This is a genomic window from Microcystis sp. Msp_OC_L_20101000_S702, from assembly GCF_007095705.1.
In the GTDB taxonomy this organism is placed as follows: domain Bacteria; phylum Cyanobacteriota; class Cyanobacteriia; order Cyanobacteriales; family Microcystaceae; genus Microcystis; species Microcystis ichthyoblabe_A.
The window spans coordinates 17,824-44,763 of the sequence record NZ_SFBO01000123.1; the positions used below are offsets into that span (position 1 = coordinate 17,824).

A 26,940-nucleotide genomic window follows, 5' to 3' on the forward strand; every position below is an offset into this window, starting at 1 on the left:
CTGCTTTTCTAACCTAAGGAATTTAATTCCTGTAGCAGTAAATCGGACAATTCTTCTAGGGATAAGTCTTCTTCGTTGAGGGGATCAATATTGCTATCTTGATTTGCTCCTATTGCTAAGGGTTTTAAACTAAAGTCAAGGTCAATAACTTCAGTTACCAGATAATCGACCAAACTGGTCACTGTTGGGTATTTAAAAGTGATAGTTGCCGCCAGAGATTTACCTAAATCCTTGGCTAAACGATTGCGTAATTCCACCGTCATTAAAGAATCCATTCCCAACTCAAAAAAACCTTGGTCAACTTTGGTAAATTCTCTAGCCGGAATACCGAGAATTTCCGCTACAATCCCTTGAACATGAGCAGTCAAAGCCGCAAAACGCTCCTCAATTGGTACTGTAATTAAGACATCAATAAAATTATTGTCTGGGGTTAATTTTTGGGCTGAAAAACTCTGGAAATCTCGTAATAAAGGCGGAATTTTTTGATTCTCGAAACTGTTAAAAAAGCTATTCCAATTGAGAGAAGCGACAGTTACCTGTGTCCGAGAAGTCGTCAGCAATGTTTCGAGGAGATGCAAACATTTTTGGGGATCAAGAGGGGTAAAACCCTGTTTAATTAGCCTTTTTTTCGCTTTTTCGCCTAAATTTTCGGCCATACCACCCTCTGCCCAGGGACCCCAATTAACGGTCAGGGCCGGCAGTCCTTGCGCTTGACGATAATGGGCTAGACTATCTAAAAAGGCATTAGCACTAGCATAATTACTCTGTCCAGAAGACCCTAACACCGAGGCCATCGAGGAAAAATTAATAAACCAGTCTAAATCCACTTCTTGACTGAGGAGATGCAAATTCCAAGCGCCGAGTATTTTGGGGGAAAAGACGCGCTCAAATTTCTCCCAAGTCTGTTTGGATAAGCTGGCATCCTCTAACACCCCGGCCGTGTGAATAATTCCTTTTAAGGGGGGTAACTGTTGCTCGATTATCTCAAAAGCCCGACGCATTTGGCCAAAGTCGCTAACGTCGGCGGCAAAAACTTCTACATTGGTTCCCTCTTGTCGCCATTGGTCTATAATTGGTTGGGTTTCTGGAGTTATTCCCCGGCGACTCAGTAAGACGAGGGATTTTGCTCCTTTTTTCCTTAACCAATTAGCCACTTGCTGCCCTAAGGCCCCTAGACCACCAGTAATAAGATAGGTGGCATTTTCGGCAATTTCTCGGTTTTTTAGCGACGATTTCGGGATAAACCGCCCTAAACGAGCCACATAGCTCTGGCCTTGCCGCCAAACGATTTGATTTTCCTCCTCCGAACTTTGTAAAGATTGGAACACCTCTAGGGCTAAGATGTGGCTATCCTGAAATTTATCTCCATCTAGACACAGACAGCGCAATTCTGGGTGTTCTAGGGCAATAGTCCGTCCTAATCCCCAGAGGGAACTTTGGGCAAGGGCAATCACTGTGGGTTGAGAAGGAATGTATTGAGCCGATTGGGTGACAATATAGAGGCGAGGAGAGTAATTAACCTCTATTTTGCCTAGTTCTTGCACTATTTCCAGCAAAGTTCCACAAATTCGCTCCTGAGTGACGGCTAGGTTTTGATTATTTTCTAAAGCTTGGTCGTCATCGATTCCCCAGAGATAAATTAGACCTTGATAGGGTTTTTTGAGGAAATATTGCCAAGTCTGGCGATTGTTTTCGGTGATAAGTTGGCATCTATGCCCTTGTTGCACCAATTTTTCGGCTAATTGTTGCCCTACTCCCTTTTTGTCAGCAAAAATTAACCAATCTCCTGTTTCTATCCAATCCATTCCCGTCAAGTCCGTGGCTTGCCAAGTAATTTCGTATAAACTATCCTTGAGGTCGTTGGTCTGGGAAAAGAGGGTTTCTGGCCGGGCCTGTTGAAAGGTTAATCCGTCAATTTGGCTAATTAATTGACCCGATTCGCTGAAAATAGTCAAATCAGCGATTAAGATGCCGTTTTGCAAATTGCTATGGCTGAAGCGACCATGACAGTATATAGAGGTGTCCTTAACTCCCGAAAAGGTCAATCGGTCAATATTAGTGGGAAGATAGGTGCTATTCCCCGCGGGAAATAGTGCCGACATAGCGTGAAAGCAACCATCAAGTAAGACAGGATGTAGCTGGTAATCCACCGCTTGCGAGAGTAGATGGGAAGAAAGTTGAATTTTTGCGACAATTTCGGACTGATTGCGGTAAAGTTGCTGGATAACTCGAAAACTTTCCCCGTAGTTCACTCCTTTACTTGAACAGTCCTGATAATGCTGTGCAATTTCGATTTTTTGGTGACAACGGTTCCGGATATCTGTCCAATTGCAGCTGGGTAAGTCCTGGTTTTCATTGGTTAAATTACCGGATAGATGCAGTAGGGAAACTTCCCCTTCCCCAAGACTGAGAATCTGAAATTGTCCCCCCGCTAGTAAGCTTAACTGTACCTTTTTACTCTGGTTGTCTGAGAAAATTAAGGGTCGATTCAGACTCAATTGACCAAGAGTAAACTGCTGATTGGGATATTGTTGACCGGCTGCCACTATAATCATCTCTAGATAGGCTGCGGCTGGGAAAACTACCTGGCCAAAAACTTGATGTTCTTGCAGATAGCTCGGAGAGCAGGGAGAAAGAGAGGATTGATAGTGAACATCCTTTGACCCCAATAGATGCAGCGGTTGCTGTAGGAGAGGGTGGAAAGCTGCTACTGTCGGGGTTTTTAGCTGAGAATCAATGTAATCTAACCAATAGCGTTTTCTTTGGAAGGGATAGGTCGGTAAGGGGATTTTTTCGCGTAAATAATCCAGGTCGAATCCATTCCAGTCAATTTTGACCCCTTTTACATAAAGGGTTGCTAAACTTTGGAGTAGGGTTTCCCAATTCGACTGTTTTGGGGATAAACTAGCTAACCAGAGACCTTGGTCGGGGAGATTTTGCTGACCTAGGCTAATTAAGGTGGTTTTGGCGCCAATTTCTAGGAATATTTCCGTATTTAACTCTCCTAATCTTTCTATACCCCGGGCAAACTCTACGGGAGACAGTAGATGATTAACCCAATATTGGGAAGTTGCTATCTCTGCATCGATAACATCCCCAGTCAGGTTAGAAATAAGGGGGAGACGCGGGGAATTATAGGTGATAGTTTCGGCAATCTTGGCAAATTCCCCCACCATACCCGTCATTAAGGGAGAATGGAAAGCATGGGAAACCGCTAAAGTCTGACTTTCAATGCCTCTCTGATTGAAGTTAGCGATTAAATGGTTAATAGCCTCAGTTTCGCCAGAAATGACTGTATTTTCTCGACTATTGACCGCAGCAATGGTACAGATGCCCCTAATCTTCCTCAGATGATTGGTCACGGTGTCGGAATCGGTAAAAATTGCCGCCATTATGCCGTTTTTCGGTAATGTCTGCATTAAGCGTCCCCGATGGGCAATTAACTTCAAACCGTCTTCTAAGCTAAAGACTCCCGCTAAACAAGCGGCCACATATTCCCCTAAACTATGACCGATGAGAGCATCGGGTTTCACTCCCCAAGATAACCAGAGTTGGGCGAGGGCATATTCCAGAGAAAATAGGGTAATTTGACTGTAAAAAGTCTGATTAATCAACTGACTGGTTTTTTCGTCCCCATATAACACTTGCAGTAAGGATTTCACCCCATAGCTCCGTAAAATTTCGTCACATTTCTCTAAAGTTTGGCGAAAAGTCGGTTGCGTTTCGTAGAGTTCCCTAGCCATTCCGGGATATTGTGAACCCTGTCCCGTACACATAAAGGCCAGTTTAGGGGCTTTTTTCGAGGTTAAAAGACTTTTTTGACCTGAAAAGCGATTTTCACCCCTAATAAAGTCTTTTAAAGCTTGCTCAAGCTGTTTTTGAGCCAGAAAGGGAATAGCTAAACGATGCTCAAAATGCGATCGCCCAGTATTAGCGGTGTAGGCCACATTTGCCATGACCGTCTGGGAATTTTGACCGAAAAAATCGTAGTAGCGTTGAGCTAATTCCCGTAAGGCCGGCTCACTTTTCGCCGAAAGGGTAATTAAATGACAAGGACGTTCTAAATGAGGTTTTTCGTCACCAAGCCGCTCAAAATTGCTTTCCTCAACGATTAAATGGACGTTAGTGCCACTCATCCCAAAAGCGCTCACTCCAGCCCGTCGGACTCCTTCTCTGACCAACCAAGGGGTAAGAGTGGTGGGGATTTTGACCGGCAGTTTTTCCCAGGGAATATAGGGATTAGGGTTCTTAAAATGAAGATTAGGGGCGATTTGCTGATTTTGTAGCTGTAAAACTGTCTTAATTAACGCCGCAATCCCCGCAGCTCCTTCCAGATGCCCCATATTAGTTTTCACGGTTCCCAAAATCAGGGGATTATCTTGGCTATGACCCTGGCCATAAATTTTCCCTAAGGATAAAACCTCGATGGGGTCTCCTAAAGATGTACCTGTACCGTGAACTTCGACGTATTGCAGATCTTTAGGTTGAATTTTCGCTCTTTCGAGGGCTTGTCTGAGTAAAGCTTCCTGTGCCTGACCATTGGGGGCGGTTAAGCCATTACTTTTTCCATCGTGATTGACAGCCGAACCGCGAATTTGGGCGAAAATAAGATTGCCATCTCGGAGAGCATCACTGAGACGTTTTAAGACCACGACACCGCAACCTTCGCCCCGACCATAACCATCGGCCGAAGCATCAAAGGTTTTACTGCGACCTTGGGGAGAAACGGCTTTTAATTTACAATTACTAATCGCAGTGGCCGGGGTTAACATCAGATTCACCCCCCCCGCTAAAGCGAGATTACATTCTTGGCCGCGCAGACTTTGACAGGCCAAATGTACTGCCAAGAGGGAGGAGGAACAGGCCGTATCAATTTGCAGAGTCGGACCGTGAAACCCAAATAGATAAGAGATTCTGCCGACGGCAATAGCGCGACTGGTTCCTAAACTGTTGTAAGCATCAATGTGATTGACTACGCCTTGATGAAAACATAATTGGGCATAATCATCGCGAAAAATGCCCATAAATACGCCAGTTTGACTATTAATCAAACTTTCTGGCGCAATAGCCGCATTTTCTAGGGATTCCCAACAGACTTCTAACAGTAACCGTTGTTGCGGATCCATGGCGGCGGCTTCCCGAGGTGAGATGCCGAAGAAAGCCGGGTCAAATTCGTCAACTTTGTCTAAAAATGCCCCTTCCCGACTATACATTTTCCCCGGAACATCGGCATCTTGGTGATAATAATCGGCAATATTCCAACGTTCTAGGGGAATTTCTGTTACTGCATCGATGCCATTAACCAATAACTGCCAATAACTTGCGGAATCATTGACTCCTGCGGGAAAACGACAGCCCATACCCACAATAGCGATGGGTTCGGTTTGCGCTTTGACCATTGCATCGAGGTGTTTGTATTGTTCTAAAAAAGCTTGTTTTTGTTGATTCATCTTCCTAACAACTCTTGTCTTGTTATGTCACGTCACTTTCATCTCAGGTTATGCTTGGGAAAAAGTCACGGATAAGCGGGAAAAACCTTGATACTGTCGGGATGGGAAAATTTAGTAGCATAGTCACAATTGTCCCCGTGACTCCGAGGTGGGGGATAGGACAAGGGAAATTAGCTATCCTATCCCCACCAGCGATTAACTAAAGAAAGCAGAGATTTCTTCTTCGGATATTTGGGGTAAAACTGCTAAAATTTCGCTTTCTTCTCGATTATTTGCCGATTCAGCCCCATTATTGCTTTGATTAATCTGGTTAGCTAAATATTCTGCCAAACTATCAATAGTGGGATAATTCCAAACAATGGTGGCTTCGACGGGGATTCCCGACCAATCGGCAAGATCTTGGGCTAATTCCACGGCAAAAATTGAATCTAAGCCAAAATCAGCAAAAGACTGGCTGGTTTGGATAGTGGCTGGATTGACCTTTAATTTCTGGTGTAACCAATTACCTAACCACGTTTCCACCTTTTCGGGAGTTTGTTGGCTAAGAAGGGACTTTTTCGGACTAGAGGGTATATTTACTCGGTCTTGCCGCGTTTGAATAGCAATTTCGACCAGAGAAGTTTCAGCTTGAGGATGAGTCTGTTTAGCTTCTGGTTCCAACGTCAATAACTCGTCGAGTTGATAATCGGAACCCTCTAGACGTTGTTCGATATCATCAATAGATTGAGTATAATCGAGGATACGATCGCGGATAGTCGCCACCGAAGAAGCAAAGTTTTCTTCGGGTGTTCCCCGGAGAGCTTTCTGCACACATAAATCAAACTGCAATTGACTCCAAGCTAGGGCATGACTGTACTTTTCCCCGGGGTGAATTTGGGACATTTTCGCTGTTGTTGCTACTAAAGCGGCGTAACAACCCAATTCTCCGATTAAAGAATAGGCCCAAGCTAAGGCGGCAGAACGATCACCCCAGAGATTAGACTGGAGACAACGCTGATTAATAGATTGGGCAGTGGTGTGGAGTTGCAGGGCAATCTCGGGCGCTTCCAGAACTTTTGTCAGAAATTCGCCTAATTTGTCCGTATGGGTGATACTTTTGCCCAAAAAGATTTTCAAACTTTCGTTAGGACCTTCGCCAATTCGTAAAACTCTGGCATCCCGGAGAATTTGCGGGGCAAGATTAGTTTCCATGTAACCTCTACCCCCGAGCATCTGAACGAGACTATCGGCCGCTTCCCAGAGGTAATCAGCCCCCGTAATCTTGGCAATAACGGCCATTTCCCTGGGAACGGCAACTTTTTGGTCTAAGGCGGTGGTGATACACTTTAAGAGACTGGACAAGGCCACCGTAGCCCCAGTTAAATGGTCAAAACGGGCTAAAGTAATCGGACTTTCTAGCAATTTACCGGTAGCGATCGAACGACGACTGGCATAACGTAACATTAATTGTAGACAGCGTTTCATGCCGCCAACTCCCATCATGCCAATCCCTAAACGGGCATAAAGTAAAGCATCGTCGGCGGGTTCAGTGCCATTGCCCAATTCTCCCAGCAATTGCTCTTTAGTGACTAAAACATCCTCAAAATAGATGGCATTTTGCATAATTCCCCGTAATCCCATAGTTAGGGATTCAGGTCCCAAACGCAGACCGGGGGTACCTTGACGGACAAGAAAACCTGTCAAACCGTTATTCCCCGGTTCTTCCGAATCAAGCAAACGGACAAAAACATTAATCATTCCGGCCCAAGCGGAACCATTCCAACGCTTAAGGCCGCGAATTCGCCATTTATCTCGGCCATCCGGCACGGCAACGGTACTAATTGCCCCGATATTCGCTCCTGCTTCCGGTTCCGTCATGCCAAAGGAGGATAATTGTCTTCCTGTCGCTAAAAGAGGTAATAACTCTTGCTTGAGGGAAATAGTCCCGTAGTTGAGCAGCGGACGGATACCTAAGCTGTTATTGAGACTCACCATCGTCGCCAGAGTTAAATCAATGGCGGCTAATTGTTCCATCACCTGCAAAAAATTGCGATTATTAAGGGCTATTCCCCCGTATTCTTCAGGAATCTGCATTCCCATCAGTCCTTGATTGCCAAAATCCATGACAATATAGGGCGGCACACAACGACGGTCATCAATCAGATGGGAATTAATGCGAGTTTTGGCGTAATCTCGCAACCAAGTCAAGATTTGCTCGGTTTTTTCTTGACTAGCGGTTGTGGGGTCAGCTTGGTGACTGCTGAGGGGGGGGGTTAGCGTCGGCATAGGGGATGAAATTAGTGGAAGTTGCTGGTTTAAATACTGTTGACGGCAAGCGTGGCGTTGAATTTTGCCGCTAGAAGTTTTGGACAGAGATGCGGGTTTGATAAAAGCGATATCATAAACTTGCAATTCGTGTTCTTGAAAAACCGCTCGACGAACTGCTTCTAGGGCTTTTTGCTGGTTAAAACGGCGAATTGCCGTTCTTTCTACCTCTTGAACTAGGACTAACTTTTCTTCTGCCTCGATTTCTACGGTAAAGGCGGCAGTTCCACTGGGGCAAAAGTCGGGATAGCATTGTTCTACGGTCTGTTCGATATCCTGGGGATAGTAGTTACCACCGCGAATAATCATCAGGTCTTTCAAGCGTCCGGTGATGTATAGTTGACCCTGATGAATAAAACCTAAATCCCCTGTACGCAAATAAAAACCCTGTCCGGTATCGGCGATAACTGCTTGAAAAGTTTTTTCTGTAGCTTCGGGATGTTGCCAATAGCCCTGGGCAACGGTTTTGCCTTTCACCCAAATTTCTCCCACCTGCTGGGAGGGACAGCGTTGACAGGTTTCAGGATTAACAATGGCAATTTCTGTGTCGATTTCTGTTTGTCCACAACTGACTAAGGATTGAGAATTTGGGCTTTTTTCCGTAAAAACGATTTGATGACGGTTTAACGCGGCTTTTTCAACCCAGCAGATTTGAGGAACTTGATTTTTCCTGACAGCAGCAACTTTTAAGGTGGCCTCGGCTAAACCATAACCCGGACAAAAGGCGGCAAACTCAAAACCACAGGGGGCAAATTTACGAGCAAATTCGCTCAAAATTTCCATTCTGACGGTTTCTGCGCCATTTAAAGCCACTTTCCACCTGCTTAAGTCTAAATCCGCCAGCTGTTCCTCTTTAATCTTGTCAAGACAACGTTTATAGGCAAAATTAGGGGCGGCAGTGTGGGTGGCCCTGTATTTGCTGATGGCATTTAACCAACCGAGAGGACGTTGTAAAAAGGAAACCGGGGACATGAGATAACAGGGAAATCCTCGATAAAAGGGCAGTAAAATGCCATAAATTAGCCCCATATCATGAAAAGTTGGCAACCATGTCACCATAACGCTCTTTTCATCGTGTTCCCAACCTAAATCTAAATCTCGGAGGTTGGTCAAAAGATTCTCGTGATTGACCATCACTCCTTTGGGAGTCCCCGTGGAACCAGAGGTGTATTGTAAAAAGGCTAAGGTCTCTGGTTTTATCTGAGTGGGGTGGTCTTCGGCTAAACTTTTGCCGATTAAGCTATCCGTAGCTAGAAAGGGAATATCTCTGTCTAGTTGCCTTTTTAATTGGTCTAATTCCGATTGTGTGCTTAAAAGTAAGCTTGCTTGCGAATTATTAATAATAGAAGTTAAGCGAGCCATCTTTTGGTTTTTCTTGGGCAAATTAACTGGAATTGCCACTACTCCTGCTAATAAACAGCCGAAAAACCCAGTAATAAACTCTAATCCCGAAGGGTATGCTAATAAAACTCGTTCCCCCGGTAATAGAATGGATTGGAGACTATTGGCAATCGCTTGAGCTTCCAGAAATAATTCCCCGTAGGTAAGGCGTTTTTCTTCGGTTTCGCCATCGACTAAAAAGGTATAAGCCGTTTTTTGGGGTTGGTATTGGGCGCGATAACGAATAATATCGACTAAACTGCTTATTTCTGACAAATTAAGCTTAGTATCTAAACAAAGAGTCATTTTTTTACTCCCTATTATTAAATGGAATCGAAGACAAAGATTTAATCCTCTCGCACCGGGAAAAGTTTCTGGTGACGGGGGGTGACTAGAATTCTAGGGGTGATTTGGGCTTAAATTAAAGGTTTCTCCGTAAATTTCGCCATAGCAGAGCTTCTGAGTCCCAAAACGTCCCCCATACTCGCTCAAGGGTTCATCAGCGTATCCCAAGGCTAAGAGACAACAGACATCGACCGTATCGGGAATTTGGAAATACTCGCGCAAGGGTTTAGCCACAAATCCTTCTAGGGGACAACTATCCACCCCCAAGCTTTGCGCCGCTATCATGAGATAAGTAACCGCAATCATAACCTGTCGGTTGCTCCAAGCTTCTGGAGACTGATAACAGGGTTTAAATTGGAAAAAAGGCGGAATGGCCATGTGCATGAACTTGGCCCGTTTTTCGGAAATCGTCCCCTCTTGTTTTCCTAACTCAATCACTTGATTAATGTAACCACGATGGTTAACTTGGCGATCGCCACAACAGATTAAAACCACGGGTGCATCGACTAATTTATCTTGTTCAAAGCCGAATTCTCGCAATTTTGCCTTATTTTCTGGTTCTCTAACCACAATAAATCGCCATGGTTGCAAATTATAACTAGAGGGAGCTTGGAATCCCAAACGAAAAATTTCGGCTAAAATTTCTTCGGGAATGGCATCGGTGCGAAATTTACGAGTAGAGCGTCTTTTTTGAAATATTTCAGCAATATTCATCATCTAAACCCTTTTATGAGACGTTTTCAACGGTTTAACCTAAAAAACTTTCGGGAATCGCCGGTCCCCATTGATAGAGAATATCTAACCCACCCGCGTGAAGTTCTGGCTCGGTGGTTTGCTCGAAAAGGTCCCCATCGGTAAAATGTTCAATGAGGCTACCGAAAGGATCTTGCCAATAGTCAAACACTTGACTTCCCAACAAATGGCGACCAATACCCCACACAGGAGTCCATCCTTTTTCTCGTAACCAATCGTGGCCGATTTTAATAGAGTCAAAATCTTGCACCTCGAAGGCAGTATGATGGACTTTGGGGTGAGAACCTTGCAACATGGCGATGGTGTGATGATCAACCCATTCGTCTCCCCGTTGACAACGAAGAAAACCCCCGACTCGTAAACTGGGATGGCCGTAATAAATTAAATCTGTTGCTTTTAAGCCAAAAGTCTGCTGATACCAGTGATAGCTTTCCTCAAAGTCTTTGACATCAATAGCTAGATGACCTAGACGTAAAATAGGTGCGGGTTCTTTTTTCGGCCTTTGGGTGCGACCTAAACGGGTTTTCCGACTAGCGTGATTCCATTCTAGGGGTTCAGGAATCGGCAAAGGTTCCACTTCCTCGATACCATAGACCAATTCTAGGTTAAAACCGTTGGGGTCAATAATTTTGATGCGCTGACCACCGCCGGGGGTGAACAGGGTTTCCACGGTCGAAGCGGAGGCTAAAGTGGCTAGTTCATGTAAGACGGATTCTGATGTCGCTTCTAGGGCAAAACTGACAAATTTAGCTTCTTTTCCCCATTCTACGACATAGACAAACTGTTTTTTGCCTCTAGCTCGCATATACAAGGCTGTATCGGTTTTAACTGCGGTAATCAGGCCAAAATCCCTCAAAAAACGTTCGCACAGGTCTAAATCCGGATGTTGATAGGTAACGTAGGCAATATCAGCAATTTTAGTCATAGTCGGTCATCCAGTGGAGTTGTCTAATTCGGCACAAAATAGCCAGACAGATATCGGTCAAAGTGCTGCCATAGCAAGGGGGAAAAGACTATATAAGAAAATCTGAACTTTGTTGTGGTTGATTATGGCATTGTGGGTACACCCACAGTCAAAGGCTAATTTTTCTTGCCCTCAATTGCTATCCCAGACTGGAGTGTGAGTAACTTGGGGGTGGAGAAAAACCTTGGGGAACTTCGGGGTTTTGCGGAAAATTTTTTTGAGAGATGTGGTCAAGGTTGTCTAGAGTACCTCGTTAAATTGGACTTATTGAGAAAATATTCACACTAATTGAGAATCAACAAAGGTTTCATCAGGGTTTCAGGCGGTGCAATGCTGAAGTAAATCTATTTTTTGAGGTACCCTCTAGAAAAATCCGCTATCGTTCGAGTAAGCAAGTCAGAGAATATTGGGATCAGTAGCAGCGGCAAGGATTATTTCTGTTTCCACTGCCCAAATACCCCTCTGAAATCAATCTTGTTGCACCTGAATGGCATCAATTGAAAACTCGCGAACTGACAGGTCAAATTTTTCTCGAACGGTTGGATTTAGCGCACGCCGTTAAACAGGGGAGCGAAGCTTGCACTCAAAAAGGAGGATAGGAAAGTCACTGTTTTAAGTTTAATCCGTAACCAAATTATTACTTAAATTTCTCAATTATCAGCAAAGTCCTTAATTACTAAACTTGAGATAATGTCTAGAAAAGTTACCTATGGGGATATTCCCAGGCAAAGAACCAAATATCTGCTTAATGCTCTGTTAAAGTTTGCTAACTACGAGGTAGATAATTGTGAAAATCTGGCTATTAAATTTAGCTGGATTAATGAGAAAAAATTGAAAATTCAAGCCGAACTTAATGCTTTAAAAATGCTGACTGAAAAATGTGGTCAAAGGCTGGAGTTATGGCAAATTCGTGATGCTTTGACGGAATATCTTAACGAAAAGTTTTTAGGTATTTTGGAAGATCATCGTCTCAATAATCAAGGAAAAATTCGTACTTTTCAAATTACTTTTTGGCAACGGGGTCATGATATTTTAACCAACCTAAGGAGCTTTGATCAAGAGTGGGCAAACAAAAGTAAACATCAATCTCCCGCAATTGCTGCTATTTTCTCCTCTTTAGATGAGGAAAAACAACAGGATTATCAGACCTATATTAAGGATTATGTAAAACGTCCACCTCTGGAGGAAAATTGTCTCAAAGTTCTTCAGCAAGAACAATCGTTGCTAAGAATTCGCGCACCTCATAATAGTGGCAAAACCCGTTTAGTTAATTGGTTAGTCCATCATCTCAAACAAGATAATTATCAACCAGTTATCATTGATTGTGAGGAGGAAAAAGCTACTATTGCCCTTAGTTGTGAAGACTTGCTGCTGTCGATTTGTCGTACCATTACCCAAGAATTAAAGATTAACGAATCTCTTCTCGATAAATTTTGGTCTCGTCCCGGAACTCCTGCCCACAAAACTCGACGATATTTAGAGGAATATGTTCTCCAACCCAGTGCTAATCCTCTGGTTTTTGTCTTTGAAAAATTTGATACAATTTTGGAAACTGAAACAATCGGTAATGAAATTTGTGGTATTCTCAGAAGTTGGCATGAAAGACGTTCCCAACCTTGGCGGAAACTGCGCTTAATTATTATTCATTCAACGGAATTTTATAGCAACTACGATTTTTATGCCTCTCCCTTAATTGGTGTAGGTTATGTGGCTAGTTTATCGGATTTTAATGCGGAACAAGTTCTCACTTTCGCTCAAGTTAATGGCATTAATTGGACGTTATCAGATGTTCATAAGGTCATGAACTTAGTGGGAGGTAATCCTTATTTAATTAAGTTAATCTTGGTAAAATTGCAAGAAGGGAAGTCTCTAGAAAAGGTTCTAGATGATGCCTTGCAGGGACGAGAGCCATTTCAAAGTCATTTTTTCCTACTGATGAGATATCTGAAAAGTAATGCTAACCTACGGAATATTTTTAGGCAAATTCTTCAGAAAAAAGCTCTGACTCCGGCTCAAATGAAAGGAGAATCTGTCCAATTTTTGGAACGATTGGGACTGATCCACAAAAGTTATGATAACCTAGAGGTTCGTTGCAATTTGTATCAAGTATATTTTGACGACTTGCTTGATTAGTCTCGTTGAGATTCCAATTGAAACTGAATTGAGTTTTCAAGTTTTGCTTCTAACTTACTCTTAACCCTGACAGTAATTGGTTCTCGATTAGATTCGGATTCATTATCTACAAACCTGAGAGAATTGCCTGAGGTCAAACTGGCCGAAAGATTGAGGTTTTCTAAATATTCTTGTATCAACTCTGAAGAAATTTTATTCTGGGATTGCAAGGCTCTAATAGCAGCTATAAATGATTGGGCTGCATCATAACTGGTAGCGGTTCGCCAACTAATATCTTCTTTCCATAAAGCTTGAGCATCTCTGACAAAATTTTGGGACTTAATTAGATGGGAAAACCAAGGCACAGCCAAAACTAAATTATCAATAAATTTACCGCTATCAACCAACATTTGATGTTCATACATGGAATGACTCCCTAAAAGAACTAGCTTATTTTTCAGTTCTGGAGTGGTGCTGGTATTCAACTGTTCAAGAGTATGGGATAATTCTACTACTACAGAAGCTGATTCCAAACTGGGAAATAAGACAATTCCTCTAACTTGATCTTGGGAAAATGCTTTTAAAACTTCTGCGTCAATATCTAGGGAAGATGATAAATCAATTACTTTAGTGATTTTACCGCCTTTTTTTTGGAAAGCTTGATGAAACTCTTGAGTAAGTTCTTGGCTATCAATCTGGTTAGAATTATTAAAAATAATTACTTTATCTAGATCATGTTTGCTGGCATAATTAGCTAAAGTCTCACCAATTTTTTCATTGGTGATAACGGTTCTAAAAAAGTATTCACTCTCAATTACATCCGAGGAACTTGTCGAAGAAATTAAAGTAATTTTGGCTCTTTCATAGATAGGTAAAGCTGCTAAGGTGGCTTCACTAGAATAATGTCCAATTACTCCAATAACTTGGGTGTCTTTAACGATTTCCTTGGCGACTATCTTAGCAACTTTTTCATCATTATTATCATTGGCAATAACGATATTTAAAAATAAATTATTCGCACTGGTCGGTAATTGGCTATTAAAAAAATATTGTGCTTGAGCAATCCCTTTAAGGATTTCTTGGGAAATTTCATTTTTTTTGCCACTGGGAATAACCACCGCCAAAGTCACATAATTATTACTTAAATAAGCGATAGCATTATTATAATAAATCAAGGTTTCTGCATCTTCAGGATGAGCAAGATAGGCTTTTTTGAATAACTGTTTAGCCTCTAGATAATTAGCATTTTTAAAAGCCAAAATACCCCCATCTTTATAAAAATTTTCCTGTTTAATAAGTAGCTTTTTTTCGCCTTGGCTAAATAGTTCAGGCTCCTTAGTATAGGGAATTTTATAAAAGTAAGGTAACAGCCATGACTGGTAGAATCCCAACCCAAGTAACCCTGTAACAATGCTAGTAAATATTCCCGCTGCTAACATAAATAAACGAGATTGTTTTTGACGAGTAATGCTTTCAGAGGCTGCTAAAAAACGATAATCGATACTATCTAATTCTTTATCTTCTTGCCATTTTTTAGATTCCTCTAACTTTTTACCTGTCAGTAAACAATTTGTATCGGTAAAATTTGAGTCTTCCCACTTAGCAATTTCCGATTGATAAGGACGACTAGCTGCTAATACATTATATAACCATTTTTGATTAAAAATTGCCTGATAAATAGCATTAGCCACCCTAAGATAGCCCTGATTATCGACGATAACTAATCCAGATAGCAATAATTCATCATGTTCTGGTGTGTTACTCGCTTTCACCAATTTACCTTTTAAAAGGTTGGCATAAACCCTTAGTAAATACCCTTGGTCAGGATGATAAATAAGTCGCTCTCTTATACTTGATAAAAAAGCAGGCTCATCTTTTTTTTCCCAGTTATCAATAATGTGTTTATAAACGAAATCTCGCACCCAAGCTGATAAGAGAGACTGAGGTATTTGAACTTTAAACTTGGCCATTAAATAACACAATTTTTGAGTTAGAAAAGGTTGACCATTAGTCCAGCTAAAAATTTCTTGTAGAATTTCTTGAGGGGACACACCCAACCCTTCTAGTCCTTGCATCAAGGGTTGACAGTTATCTTCTAACGACAGTCCATTTAATTCAATTGCTTTACCAATATTGAAAGGAGTTCTTTGACTATCTTGAATTAATTGATTGGGGGTAGCCGTGCCAATTAAAACAAATGAAATACGATTAAAATCTGCATTAATAACTCGCTTTTCATGACAAGACCTAATGTAAGCAAAAAAGTCATCAGTAGCAAAAGGTAGTTTTCTAACCACATCAATTTCATCAATAAAAATAACAATGTTGTTTGAAATTTTTATCAATAAAATTTCTTTAATAAACTGTCTAAGTAACCCAACATTAGAAACAGATTGACTGGCAATCCAAGATTCTAAATCCGTCATATTTAGTTTTAATTGTTCGGCAATTTCAATAATTAAGGAATGATACCAGCTAGATTGATCTACTGATGTCCCCAATTCATTTAAGTCTATACGGGAACAGGCAACTCCTTGGGCTTCAATTTGAGTTTGGATGCGTACCGTCAAACTCGACTTGCCCATTTTGCGAGAATTGAAAATATAACAATACTGACTGTTCATCAGAGCTTGGTACAATTTCAGATCAGCCCTTCTATCCACATAGCTTGGATCGGAAGGAGATAGGGTACTAGAAAACTTATAAACAGTTTCTGCGGTTCCGTTTTCTTGCATATTTCGGTATTTTATTGACCTGATAACCAAAACTTGGGTAAGTAATACCAGTTTAGACTACACTAACCCCGGTGATAAATCCAGAAAAAACCAAAAAACCGCGCTCACTCATAGCCGATTATTGGTAAGCTAGTTCTGCTCTGAATGAAATTGGCATATTTTCTTCGGGTAAACTCATCTAAGCTGAATTCTCTCAACTGCGCGAATCCCCACCCTCAGCAACGGGTTCGGAAGAGACTGAAAAGTCTCCTATCCCCTAATTCCCTACTCTAAAGCGTAGATACGACCATCCATGAGCAGACGGGTGATCCCTTTCGCTTCCAGTTGAGCGTGAGCTTTTTCGATCAGGCGACCGTCGGGAACTTTAATCACTTTTTCCTTGCGCTTGGAGAAACGACGAGCGATGCGATGACTTTCAAAGATGGGGAGAGTGCGCTGCTGGATTTCCTGAGGGGGAACCTTACCCAATTCGGCAAAATCCTTGAGGGGACGGGTGATTAATTCGGCAGCACGATCGATGACCAAGTAACAGGTTTTGGGAAAAGCCGCCGCCGAGAGGGGTAAGATCTGTAATTGGGCGGTTTTAACGATAGTCGGGCCTAAATAGCTGTCCGCTAGTTCCCCCTCCTCCTCATCTTCATCCTCATCCTCCTCTTCATCCCAATCCTCGTCAAGCTCATCTTCTTCCTCCTCTTCCTCGATAGCTTCGACGAAAAACTCGCTTAAATTAGCGGTTTCTAGGGTCTTATCGCCATTAATTTCTGTATCTTCTGGATTATCTGCTTCTGGCGGGTAAGCGGTATCCATTAACAGGGTTAATTGTTCCACAGAAGCGATCGGTGGCTCAAAAGCCTGCTCATCCTTAGCTGCGATTTGGGCTGCCCGAACACTAATCACCTCGATCGCTTTTTCTGGTAGATCCGCTGCTGCTTCCTCCTCCTCGAGGCCACGAGGATTGCGGGCCAAGCGTTTTTTCTGGATTAATTGCTCGTATTCCTCGCCAGAAAAAGAATTTTTGAGAAAACGACTGACCGTAGAACTACTCACGCCATAACGCTCGGCTAAGGTGGAAGTGGTGGCCTCCGTTTCCCGATAAAGCTTAAGAATTTCTTTTTTCGTGGCATCAGTCAGTTTTCTTGCACTCATATTACTTATATAGTTATTTTTTAAGCGATAGGATCTTGCCGATGGCTAGTCAGGGGAAGCTGTTGTCCTTGAGCGGATGTACTCTTAATCATAAAACGCTCTAGCCAATTAAAACTAAGCAATTCGTTTTCTAGTCCCTGTTCTAGTCTATCCTTGACTTCTGTTTCTCACCACTACTCAAGATTAAAAAATTGACGATGATATCAAGTGCCGCTAGTCAAAAAGCCTTATTAGTTCTGGCCGATGGTACAGTTTACGAGGGTTATTCCTTCGGAGCCAAGGGAACCACCGTCGGCGAAGTTGTCTTTAACACGGGGATGACCGGTTATCAGGAAGTCCTCACCGATCCCAGTTATGCTGGTCAAATCGTCACTTTTACCTATCCAGAATTGGGAAATACGGGGGTTAACCCCGAGGATGAGGAGTCAATTCGTCCCCAGGTGAAAGGAGCGATCGCCAAAAACATCTGCCACCGGCCCAGTAATTGGCGTTCCAGCCAATCTCTACCGGATTATCTGTCCGCTCATCATGTTATTGGCATCTATGGCATCGATACCCGCTCCCTGACCCGCAAAATTCGCTCGGTTGGGGCGATGAATGGGGCAATTTCCACGGAAATACTCGATTATCACGATTTACTGCGGCTGGTGCAGGCAGCCCCCAGTATGGCGGGATTAAATCTCGTCAAAGAAGTAACCACCAAGGAAGTGTACGAATGGACGACTCCCACTCCGTCCACCTGGGAATTTGCGCCAATTGATAGTGATCAAGAACCGTTAACGGTGGTGGCGATCGATTTTGGCATCAAACGCAATATTCTCCGACGTTTAGCCAGCTACGGTTGTCGGGTGATCGTGGTTCCCGCTGACACTCCCCCGGAAAAAATCGCCGCCTATAATCCCGATGGTATTTTCTTTTCTAACGGACCGGGAGATCCGGCGGCTGTCACCGAAGGTATTGCCCTAGCCAAGCAACTTTTGCAAGGGGAAAAACCCACTTTTGGCATCTGTATGGGTCATCAAATTTTAGGCCTATCCCTAGGAGCAGAAACCTTTAAACTGAAATTTGGCCATCGCGGGTTAAATCAACCCTGTGGACTGCAGCAACAGGTGGAAATTACCAGTCAGAATCACGGTTTTGCGGTGCAGGAGGCATCTTTAAATCCGCAAGTGGAGATTACCCATCTCAACCTCAATGATCGCACCGTAGCGGGTTTAAAACACAAGTCTCTGCCCTTTTTCTCGGTACAATACCACCCCGAAGCCAGTCCTGGCCCCCACGATGCTGATTATCTGTTTGGCAAATTTGTCGACTTAATGCGGCAAGCAAAAAAGGATCGGGCGTAAATTTTTAGGATATACTAGGGTTTTGATTTTTACGGCTCTAGAGCTAGGAGGCGATTATTCCAGAAGCAATTAACTTGACTGTCAGCTTGCGAGGCACCCGCGAGGTCAGAGATAAGTACCAAATTTTCCGTTTGACGGGTCTTTTAGATGCCTTTTCCGAACCGACTTTTTGTAAGGTGATCGAAGGCTATGTGGAGCAGGGTCCTAAGGATGTGATTATTAGCCTAGCTCAGATTGATTTTATCGATAGCTCCGGTTTAGGGGCTTTGGTAAAATTGGTGAAAAAGGCCAAAACCGAAGGGGGCAGTTTACAAATTGTTACCAATGCGCGGGTAACTCAAACCGTAAAACTGGTGCGATTGGAGAAGTTTTTTTCCCTGCGATCCACCCTGGAAGAAGCGATCGAATATCTAGAAAAAGCGTAAATCGTGGAATCTCCTCTCGAAAAACTTCGCTTACAGGTCAGTGGCCAGGGTTCACCAATCCTAGAGGGTCTTGACCGATTATCGCCCGCTTCTCTGGCCTATCTGGGGGATGCTGTTTATGAATTATACATCCGCACCTATTATTTACTGCCGCCCCAGCGTCTGGGAGACTATCACGCTCAGGTGGTGGGCAAAGTCAGAGCCGAACAACAGGCTTTAGATTTAGCGCAACTGCAGCCCTATCTGACGGACCAAGAAAAAGAAATTCTGCGCCGGGGACGCAATGCGGTCACGGGAAAACGTCGTCGTCTGACAGCCCAAGTCTATCAGCAGGCCAGCAGTTTAGAAACCCTGTTCGGCTATCTTTATCTACAAGACCCCTCAAGATTACATCAACTATTAGAAAAACTAGAATTATAGCCCTCAGGTATTTTACGAAAAGCATTCCCAAATGCGTTTAACTGCTATGGGATAGAGAGGTGCGTAGTTCACCCAAGGAGAATTAATCTCTCGAAGTAAAAGTGAAGGGAATTTCTGAAATGGAATTCAGTCTGTCTATATTTGACTATACTTTTACTAACTAGCGATCGACCATTTCGTAGCAAGTCCGATAATAGTAATTTTCGCCGGCCCTCGCGGTCAAAAACCGGGCCAATTCTGGCTAAATCCCCGACAGTAACTCCAGAAAACCAAGAAGCTGATGATCTGCTCTACGGTCGCCGGGTAGTTTTAACGGCCATGGAGGAGGAGCGCCAACTGAATCGGATTTGGGTAGTCAATCGACTCCGTTACGATCCCCGTTATCATACCCTTTTGGAAAAAGCCAAAGCCAACGGCACGGTAATTGATGAGGTGGACGATCTCCGTCTCGATCAGATTACCAGTAAGGCCAATCATCAGGGGATCGCCGCCCAGATGTCTCCCTATGAGTATATCGAATTAGCCGATCTGATCGAAAAAGCTAAGGGCAAAAGTCGCCACCCCGTCATCGTCATCGCTGAAGGTATTACGGATCCCCATAACCTTGGGGCAATCATTCGCACCGCCGAAGCTATGGGTTGTCAGGGGGTAGTTATTCCCCAACGTCGCGCCGCCGGGGTGACATCGACGGTGATGAAAGTGGCGGCGGGGGCCCTGGAATATTTACCCGTCGCTAGGGTGGTTAATCTCAATCGTGCTTTAGAGGAATTAAAAGCGGCCGGTTTTTGGCTCTACGGCACGGCGGCAAAAACTGGTAAATCTTTACACACAATCAATTTAACGGGTGCGATAGGATTGGTGGTAGGTTCGGAGGGAGAGGGTTTGAGTCTGTTGGCCCAAAAGTCCTGCGATGAGTTGGTATCTATCCCCTTGGCAGGCAAAACCCCCAGTCTCAATGCTTCGGTGGCGGCGGCTATGGCTCTTTACGAGGTTTACCGGCAACGCTGGCAAAATTCCCCCGATTGAAAATCTGTATTTTTCGACACTCCCAATAGCCAAAAGGAGAAAGTATAAATAGAATAGGAAGGAAGTTTGCGAAATGTAAACAAACGTAACAAAACCACCAGAGTAGATTTAGATGGGGAACGAAATGAAAGAATTTTTGATTAGCTTACTCGAAAGGTTCGGATTAGCCTACTGGGTCGAGATTAAAACCGACTATCCCAGATGTACTTATTATTTTGGTCCTTTTCTCGCTAAAGACGAGGCTGAAGTCGCTCAAGCTGGTTACGAAGAAGATTTGAAAACAGAAGGAGCGCAGGGGATTAAATTGCATATAAAACGTTGTAAACCCGAAGATTTAACTATTTTTGAGGAAAAGGAAGAAGGTAAGCTCCTCAATCCCTTAAAGGTCTTACGCAGTCAAGTTTCTTAACAATTTCCAGTGATCGGTAATCAGTGATCAGTGATCAGTAATCAGTGATCAGTAAACAGTAAACAGTGAAAAAACAGCATAAGGCTGCTACTTATGGCAGTTATCTTAAGGCTGAGATAGGAAGTTTTCGTTTTTGGGAGTCAGGATGAATACCGAATTAGGTTAAACTTCCCCTTGAGGATAAAGACCGTAATACTGCTCACTTAATATTCTATTTTCCTACTGATAACTGGTAACTGATAACTGATAACTGATGGCTAAATATCAATGGGAGCGATTTAAAAAACAGCTATATTCTGCTTCTGTCAGTCTTCCCGCTTCGTAGAGAGTATCGGTAATTTCTGCTAGGGTTAAAACCGAATAAGGTTGATAACCATGGCTACGAAGTTTATCTTTAACAGGGCCACCATGGTCGATAAAAACCACAATATCATTAACTAATAATCCCGCCGATTTAATCTTTTCTGCCCCCTCGATCGCACTTTTGCCAGAAATTAAAATATCGTCCACTACTACCACGGTTTCCCCCACTTGAAAATTACCTTCAATTACTCTTCTTGTGCCGTGGGCTTTTACTTCTTTGCGGGGGAAAATCATCGGATGATTTAATAATAAAGATAAACCCGTAGCTGTAGGTAAAGAACCGTAGGGGATACCAGAAATGCGGTCAAATGTCAAGGTTTTTAATATTTCTCCATAGGCTTCAATTACCTGCTGAAAAATATTAGGATTAGAGATAATTTTTCTCAGATCGATATAATAGGAAAAAGTTTCTCCCGATGCTTGCACATAATCGCCAAACATCAAGCAGCCAATATCAAATAATTGTAGAATTAAATCCTGATGAGGATGTTGTTTTAAAAGACAAACGTTAGCAGTCCAAGTATCATCTTGGCTCGATTCTTGCTGGTGATTTTGTTGAATTTTGTTGACTTCCTCTCGTAAATCCTTGACTTTTGCCCCCAAATCGGGTTGAGATAAAAAGTCTTGGGGTACAGGAATTAATAAACCCTCGCCATGACTATTTAAACCCACAGTAATTAACTCGGAGAATTGACTTTTTTCTTCCCAAATACTGCGTAATAAAATCAATCTTTCGGGAGCAAAATTGCGAATCCTTTTCAATATCTCCGGTTGAGTGGTTCCCACTTCTAAAAATACTTGTTCGGGAGTTCCCCAAGTGCAAGCTTCTTTGACAACTTGCAGATAAAAAGGATTGTCGCGACTGGGGAATTCTTGCAGATTAATCGCGCCTTGATTGGAAGTATGACAGAGGATAAAAGCGCCATGCTCGGGGTAAACTAAAAAAGGAGCAACGTGATCCTGTCCGGAGTAGGGATTGAGAGTAACCGCGTCCACCTGCCAAGTTTTAAAGATAGTCTCGGCTAAAACACTGCTGGTATTAATATCACCGTGTTTAGCATCCAAAATTACCGGGATATGAGGGGGAATTGCCGTTAAAATTCGCTGTAATAATTCTAACCCTGCCGCTCCCAAAGCTTGATAAAAGCCTAAAGTTGGTTTGTAGGCACAGACAAAAGGGGCAGTTTCATCGATAATAAACTTGAGCCACTGTTCTAAATTAACGATTAATTCTCCCGGGGTGGAGGGCATCATTTCGGGGTTAGCATCTAAACCGAGGACAAGTAGAGTCTGGTTTTGACTAATGGCGTGGTTTAACTTTTGAAAAAAATTCATCGGTTCCTAATCTCAGGATTCTGGATTAGTTCCTAATTCTACACTATTTGGCCGAAAAATAGGCTGTAAAATTGTCTGGTGCAGACTTTTTCTGGTGTCAGCGTCAAGGAATTTCTTTTGTAAGGGTTGCCATTCTTGCCATTTTTGGTGACGGATATTTTGGAAAATTTCTAGTAAGGTGGGCATTTCCTTGGCAAGACAATTAGGGAAAATTTGGCTAAGAAAATCCGAGAGAACACAACAATCCTGCATTTCTCCGAGAATACCTTGAAGGTTTTTAATATCCTCTAGATACTCTCGATACTTATCGCCATAAAACTGAGTGAATAACTCCATATTATAGCGAGAACGCTTGGCTTCTTTACGAAGATCATGCAGTAATAATCCTTCTTTTTCCAATAAGTCATCAATTTCTTGACTAGAAAACTCTCTTACTTTTTGATCTTCCTCCAAATTTACCCCAACTAACCAACCTTCGTGCAGTAAAAAGCGACTCGCTTGCGGTAATAATAAGTCTGGTAAAACTGTGGCAATATCTAATTTTCCTATCGGTTGATAGGTGGGATTATCCAACCAACTGGCAAAATCTGCCTTAAAATTGAGAAATTTATCGGACTTTAACAGCTTTTCTACCTTAGCAAATGCCTTTTTTCTTTGTTGTTCGAGAACTTGTAAAACTTTCTTTAGTAACCCCTGTTCTTGCGGGGGCAAAATTGGCTGATAATGACCGATAAAAGCCTCTTTTAACACATCTAAATCCCGCAATTCTCCTAAAATTCTGCCCAGATTACCCACCCGTTTTTGATCGGCAGATTTCGGCATGGTTAAAGCGGGGGCAAAACCAGTTAAAGTACTGCGAAGACGGCGCATTCCCACACGAATTTGATGTAATTCTTCCGTATCCTGATCGAGTAAAACCCCAGCTTCGTGTTTAAGAACTTTATGAAAATGTTTATCAATACCGATATAGGCCCAATCGGCAACAGTTTTAGCCCGAGGATTAAATTTGTTAGTCATTGGTCTTTAGGGAGGAAATAATGTCAAGATGGTGATAGAATCTTTAAATCAAGACTGGAACTAATAGATCCCATTTATTCTATACAATAGGATGAACCAGCCGCTTTAAGGGAAGTTTATGGATAGTTTTTGGCTAGATTATGGGGGGGAAATCGCTTTTCGCACAGGAGAGCATCTTTTCTTGACGGGAATAGCCATGGCTATGGGTAGCTTAATCGGGATTCCTCTAGGTATTTTAATTAGTCGTCAAGCTATTCTCGCCCCACCGATTATAGCGATCGTTAACACCCTACAGACTATCCCCAGTTTAGCCCTATTTGGTTTTTTAATTTCCGTGCCTTTTTTGGGAGGAATCGGCAAAATTCCCGCTATTGTTGCCCTAACTCTCTATACTTTACTGCCAATTGTTTTAAATACCTATCTGGGCATCAAAAAAGTTGATCCCGAATTAAAATTAGCGGGGTTATCCCTAGGCATGACCGACGGTCAAATCCTGCGCTATATCGAATTACCCCTGGCCAGGGCGACGATTTTGGCAGGAGTGAGAATTGCGACGGTGATTGCTATCGGTGTGGCTACGATCGCAGCTGCCATTGGTGGCGGTGGTTTGGGAGTGTTTATTTTTCGCGGTATTGCCACGGTCAACAATCAGTTAATTTTGGCGGGGGCAATTCCTGCCGCTTTTTTAGCCCTTGTTGCCGATTGGAGTCTCGGTCGGCTAGAAAAGACCTTTTCCCCTTCGCAACGTCCGAAAAAGCCCTCTAAATGGCAATGGGGCTTAGGTTTAATTGGGTTGGCCTTGCTATCTTTCCTCTTGACTCAAATTTTCCATTCATCCCCCGGCACAGTGGTGATCGGTTCCAAAAATTTTACCGAACAGGTGATTTTAGGGGAAATTTTGGCACAGGAAATCGAAAAAGAGACGAATTTACGGGTTGATCGTCAATTTAATCTCGGTGGTACTCTGATCTGTCATGAAGCGGTGAAAGCGGGTAAAATCGACGGTTATGTGGAGTATTCTGGCACGGCTTTCACGGGAATTTTGCAAGAAAAACCCCTTAACGATGCCCGATTAGTCTTTGAAAAGCTGCAAAAGATTTATCCAGAAAAATTTAATCTAGAAGTCTTTCCCAGTCTAGGATTTGAGAATACTTTCGCCATTGTTATCCGGGGAGAAACCGCCAGTCAATACAATCTTAAAACTCTCTCGCAGGTGGCTAAATATACCCCCAATTGGCAAGCGGGTTTTGGTTATGAATTTTTGGAAAGGGAAGACGGTTACAAGGGATTAGCGAAGACCTACGGCCTAACTTTTGCCGGACCCCCGAAAGTGATGGATTTAGGGTTAATGTACCGCGCTTTAGCGGCCAAACAAGTGGATTTAGTGGCGGGAAATTCCACCGATGGCTTAATTCCCGTGCTAGATTTAGTCATCCTAGAAGATGATCAACGCTATTTTCCTCCCTACGAAGCGGTGCCGATTTTTAACCGGGATAGTTTGCAAAAATATCCGCAATTGCGACAGGTTTTAGCCAAACTCACTGGCAAAATTACCTCCAGCACTATGCAGAAATTAAACTATCAGGTGGATGGACGCAATCGCAGGGTGGAGGAAGTGGTCAAAGAATTTCTAGTCTCCCTCTCTTAACCATTTAGTCACTCCCCCGGGTTGGTCGATTAAAGTAATGCCTTGGGCTTTTAATTCTGCACGAATATGATCGCTTTCGGCGTAATTTTTCGCTTTTTTTGCCTCTGTCCGTTGTTGGATCAGATTTTCGATATCCGCTGCACTAATTCCCTCAGAAACAGGGGTTTCTCCCTGGTCAGCGGCCATTTCTAAGCCCAAAACCCTAGACAATTTCACCAAAGTATGCCATTTTACCGCTAATTGGGCCAGATTGCTGTCTGTCTTACCCGCATGGGTTAAATTATTACCCTCCTTGCGTAATTCCTTAGCGATTTCAAATAACACCGCTAAACCACCGGCAAAGTTAAAATCGTGATTTACCGCCTCTTGAAAGCGATTTTCTAGCTCTTGGTCAGTAATTCCAGGATTATCGGGCGGAAGATGCTTATAACCAAAGGATAAACCCTCTTGTAAAGTATGCCAGCCATTAGTGGCCGCCTGCAATCCCTCATCGGAAAAATCGATCGGTTTGCGGTATTGGGCGCCTAAAATTAATAATCTCACGGCTAAGGGGTCATATTTTGCCAATAACTCGCGAATAGTGATGAAATTACCGAGGGATTTCGACATTTTTTCCCCGGCCACCTTAACCATGCCATTATGTAACCAATAGTGGGCCAGAGGTTTACCCGTAGCCGCTTCACTTTGGGCAATTTCGTTTTCGTGGTGGGGAAAAATCAGATCACTTCCCCCCACATGAATATCGATAGTTTCTCCCAATTGTTCTTTGACCATGGCCGAACATTCAATATGCCACCCCGGACGACCTTGGCCCCAGGGAGAATCCCAACTAGGTTCCCCCGGTTTTGCCCCCTTCCAGAGGGCAAAATCAAAGGGGTCTTGTTTTTTAATTGCTTCCGGGTCGTCGGTTTCTACCCGGCCGCTGGCCCCGGCTTGCAAATCATCCAGTTTTCGCCCCGATAGTTTGCCATAATCGGAAAAACGACGGACGGAATAGTAAACATCGCCATCGCTGGGGTAAGCATAGCCTTTTTGTTCTAATTCATAGACTAGGCGCTTGATACCGTCGAGGGTATGAGTGGCCCGGGGATAAGCGTCCGCCGGTCTGACTCCTAATTTTGCCATATCCTCAAAGTAGGCCTCGATAAATTTCTCGGCTACGGCTGCCATGGTGGTATGTTCATTTTTAGCCCGATTGAGAATTTTATCGTCAATATCGGTGAAATTCTGAATATAGCGCACTTTATAACCGAGATACTCCAAATAACGCCGCACCACATCCCAAACCACACAGGTACGCGCATGACCCAAATGGCAATAATCATAGACGGTAATGCCGCAGCAATACATGGAGACAATGCCGGGGATGAGGGGGGTAAAGGGTTCTTCGCGACGACTGAGGGTGTTGTAGAGGATTAAGGTCATGGATGGGGATTTTTTTCTGGGGAAAAAGGCTAGTCCAATTTTATAGCAGTTATTTTCAGTTATCAGTTATCAGTGATCAGTTATCAGTAACCGCTAACCACTTTCCCTGATTTACATACTATATTCTGTGTTTTTTGTCAAGGGGTTTTTGGGGTTTTAGTAAAGATGTGACGGTAAGATTCGAGGAGATAGGACTGTTTTGATGAGGACTATTATTGTTGACATCCTCGCCGCACTTTTAGGGCGGCGATTCCTAAACCTCACGATTTAAGTTTCTGCTTCCACCACCGTCGCATACCACAGTTAAAAAACCATGTACTGTCTTACACAGAGTCCA

At 43.1% G+C, this 26,940-nt stretch carries 16 protein-coding genes and 1 pseudogene; 8 read left to right on the forward strand and 9 right to left on the reverse strand.

All coding sequences use genetic code 11. The features are described 5' to 3' along the window. Window positions 1-8: 8 nt before the first annotated feature. The 4 genes from EWV60_RS13365 to EWV60_RS13380 form a co-directional block, all read right to left on the reverse strand. Window positions 9-5,450: a type I polyketide synthase gene (locus EWV60_RS13365; RefSeq protein ID WP_287232735.1), complete on the reverse strand. Its 5,442-nt coding sequence runs from the start codon at window positions 5,448-5,450 to the stop codon at window positions 9-11. A 195-nt stretch (window positions 5,451-5,645) separates the two neighbouring features. Beyond that, window positions 5,646-9,440: an AMP-binding protein gene (locus tag EWV60_RS13370; protein ID WP_287232737.1), complete on the reverse strand. Its 3,795-nt coding sequence runs from the start codon at window positions 9,438-9,440 to the stop codon at window positions 5,646-5,648. Between the two features lie 93 nt (window positions 9,441-9,533). After that, window positions 9,534-10,193 (reverse strand): nitroreductase family protein, encoded by a 660-nt coding sequence (locus EWV60_RS13375; RefSeq protein WP_002741314.1) that lies wholly within the window; start codon window positions 10,191-10,193, stop codon window positions 9,534-9,536. A gap of 34 nt (window positions 10,194-10,227) precedes the next feature. After that, window positions 10,228-11,157: a VOC family protein gene (locus EWV60_RS13380; protein ID WP_002776853.1), complete on the reverse strand. Its 930-nt coding sequence runs from the start codon at window positions 11,155-11,157 to the stop codon at window positions 10,228-10,230. Between the two features lie 729 nt (window positions 11,158-11,886). On the opposite strand from EWV60_RS13380, the gene EWV60_RS13385 reads away from it, so the two are divergent. Beyond that, window positions 11,887-13,329, forward strand: coding sequence for an AAA-like domain-containing protein (locus tag EWV60_RS13385; protein WP_287232739.1), 1,443 nt, complete (start codon window positions 11,887-11,889; stop codon window positions 13,327-13,329). Here EWV60_RS13385 and EWV60_RS13390 read toward each other — a convergent pair. Then, entirely contained in the window at window positions 13,326-16,043 is a 2,718-nt protein-coding gene (locus EWV60_RS13390; protein WP_287232741.1) for an AAA-like domain-containing protein, read from the reverse strand. The two genes, EWV60_RS13385 and EWV60_RS13390, sit on opposite strands and share 4 nt — an antisense overlap. A gap of 264 nt (window positions 16,044-16,307) precedes the next feature. Beyond that, a complete protein-coding gene (locus EWV60_RS13395; RefSeq protein ID WP_287232743.1) occupies window positions 16,308-17,189 on the reverse strand; it encodes a helix-turn-helix domain-containing protein in 882 nt (293 codons plus the stop codon). A gap of 197 nt (window positions 17,190-17,386) precedes the next feature. Here EWV60_RS13395 and carA point away from each other — a divergent pair, with 197 nt between their 5' ends. The 6 genes and pseudogenes from carA to EWV60_RS13420 all read left to right on the forward strand — a co-directional run bounded on the left by carA (window position 17,387) and on the right by EWV60_RS13420 (window position 20,815). After that, a complete protein-coding gene (carA, locus tag EWV60_RS13400) occupies window positions 17,387-18,535 on the forward strand; it encodes a glutamine-hydrolyzing carbamoyl-phosphate synthase small subunit (protein WP_287232754.1) in 1,149 nt (382 codons plus the stop codon). Window positions 18,536-18,609: 74 nt separating this feature from the next. Continuing rightward, window positions 18,610-18,960 carry an STAS domain-containing protein gene (locus EWV60_RS13405; protein WP_016515648.1) on the forward strand — a complete coding sequence of 117 codons (351 nt, stop codon included), beginning with the start codon at window positions 18,610-18,612 and terminating at the stop codon, window positions 18,958-18,960. Window positions 18,961-18,963: 3 nt separating this feature from the next. Beyond that, on the forward strand, window positions 18,964-19,380 hold the full coding sequence (locus EWV60_RS13410) for a Mini-ribonuclease 3 (protein WP_002734315.1): 417 nt from the start codon (window positions 18,964-18,966) through the stop codon (window positions 19,378-19,380). A gap of 9 nt (window positions 19,381-19,389) precedes the next feature. Further along, window positions 19,390-19,479, forward strand: a pseudogene (locus EWV60_RS23410) (IS200/IS605 family accessory protein TnpB-related protein); the annotation flags it as partial. Between the two features lie 48 nt (window positions 19,480-19,527). Continuing rightward, window positions 19,528-20,406, forward strand: coding sequence for a 23S rRNA (guanosine(2251)-2'-O)-methyltransferase RlmB (gene rlmB, locus EWV60_RS13415; RefSeq protein ID WP_287232756.1), 879 nt, complete (start codon window positions 19,528-19,530; stop codon window positions 20,404-20,406). A gap of 112 nt (window positions 20,407-20,518) precedes the next feature. After that, complete coding sequence (locus EWV60_RS13420; RefSeq protein WP_004158539.1) at window positions 20,519-20,815, forward strand: DUF1816 domain-containing protein; 297 nt, start codon at window positions 20,519-20,521, stop codon at window positions 20,813-20,815. Window positions 20,816-21,079: 264 nt separating this feature from the next. Here the strand turns inward: EWV60_RS13420 and EWV60_RS13425 are convergent, their stop codons facing one another. Then, complete coding sequence (locus tag EWV60_RS13425; protein WP_287232747.1) at window positions 21,080-22,513, reverse strand: bifunctional orotidine-5'-phosphate decarboxylase/orotate phosphoribosyltransferase; 1,434 nt, start codon at window positions 22,511-22,513, stop codon at window positions 21,080-21,082. A 12-nt stretch (window positions 22,514-22,525) separates the two neighbouring features. Further along, window positions 22,526-23,530, reverse strand: coding sequence for a CHAD domain-containing protein (locus EWV60_RS13430; RefSeq protein WP_287232748.1), 1,005 nt, complete (start codon window positions 23,528-23,530; stop codon window positions 22,526-22,528). A gap of 118 nt (window positions 23,531-23,648) precedes the next feature. On the opposite strand from EWV60_RS13430, the gene EWV60_RS13435 reads away from it, so the two are divergent. Further along, a complete protein-coding gene (locus EWV60_RS13435) occupies window positions 23,649-25,178 on the forward strand; it encodes a glycine betaine ABC transporter substrate-binding protein (protein ID WP_287232750.1) in 1,530 nt (509 codons plus the stop codon). Here EWV60_RS13435 and cysS read toward each other — a convergent pair. After that, entirely contained in the window at window positions 25,161-26,603 is a 1,443-nt protein-coding gene (gene cysS / locus EWV60_RS13440) for a cysteine--tRNA ligase (protein ID WP_287232752.1), read from the reverse strand. The two genes, EWV60_RS13435 and cysS, sit on opposite strands and share 18 nt — an antisense overlap. Window positions 26,604-26,940: the final 337 nt, after the last annotated feature.

Excerpts from the sequence above, each read along its gene's own strand:
- EWV60_RS13365 (WP_287232735.1), bottom strand. The coding sequence starts at position 5,450 with ATGAATCAACAAAAACAAGCTTTTTTAGAACAATACAAACACCTCGAT.
- EWV60_RS13370 (WP_287232737.1), bottom strand. The coding sequence starts at position 9,440 with ATGACTCTTTGTTTAGATACTAAGCTTAATTTGTCAGAAATAAGCAGT.
- EWV60_RS13375 (WP_002741314.1), bottom strand. The coding sequence starts at position 10,193 with ATGAATATTGCTGAAATATTTCAAAAAAGACGCTCTACTCGTAAATTT.
- EWV60_RS13380 (WP_002776853.1), bottom strand. The coding sequence starts at position 11,157 with ATGACTAAAATTGCTGATATTGCCTACGTTACCTATCAACATCCGGAT.
- EWV60_RS13385 (WP_287232739.1), top strand. The coding sequence starts at position 11,887 with ATGTCTAGAAAAGTTACCTATGGGGATATTCCCAGGCAAAGAACCAAA.
- EWV60_RS13390 (WP_287232741.1), bottom strand. The coding sequence starts at position 16,043 with ATGCAAGAAAACGGAACCGCAGAAACTGTTTATAAGTTTTCTAGTACC.
- EWV60_RS13395 (WP_287232743.1), bottom strand. The coding sequence starts at position 17,189 with ATGAGTGCAAGAAAACTGACTGATGCCACGAAAAAAGAAATTCTTAAG.
- carA (WP_287232754.1), top strand. The coding sequence starts at position 17,387 with ATGATATCAAGTGCCGCTAGTCAAAAAGCCTTATTAGTTCTGGCCGAT.
- EWV60_RS13420 (WP_004158539.1), top strand. The coding sequence starts at position 20,519 with ATGGGGAACGAAATGAAAGAATTTTTGATTAGCTTACTCGAAAGGTTC.
- EWV60_RS13425 (WP_287232747.1), bottom strand. The coding sequence starts at position 22,513 with ATGAATTTTTTTCAAAAGTTAAACCACGCCATTAGTCAAAACCAGACT.
- EWV60_RS13430 (WP_287232748.1), bottom strand. The coding sequence starts at position 23,530 with ATGACTAACAAATTTAATCCTCGGGCTAAAACTGTTGCCGATTGGGCC.
- EWV60_RS13435 (WP_287232750.1), top strand. The coding sequence starts at position 23,649 with ATGGATAGTTTTTGGCTAGATTATGGGGGGGAAATCGCTTTTCGCACA.
- cysS (WP_287232752.1), bottom strand. The coding sequence starts at position 26,603 with ATGACCTTAATCCTCTACAACACCCTCAGTCGTCGCGAAGAACCCTTT.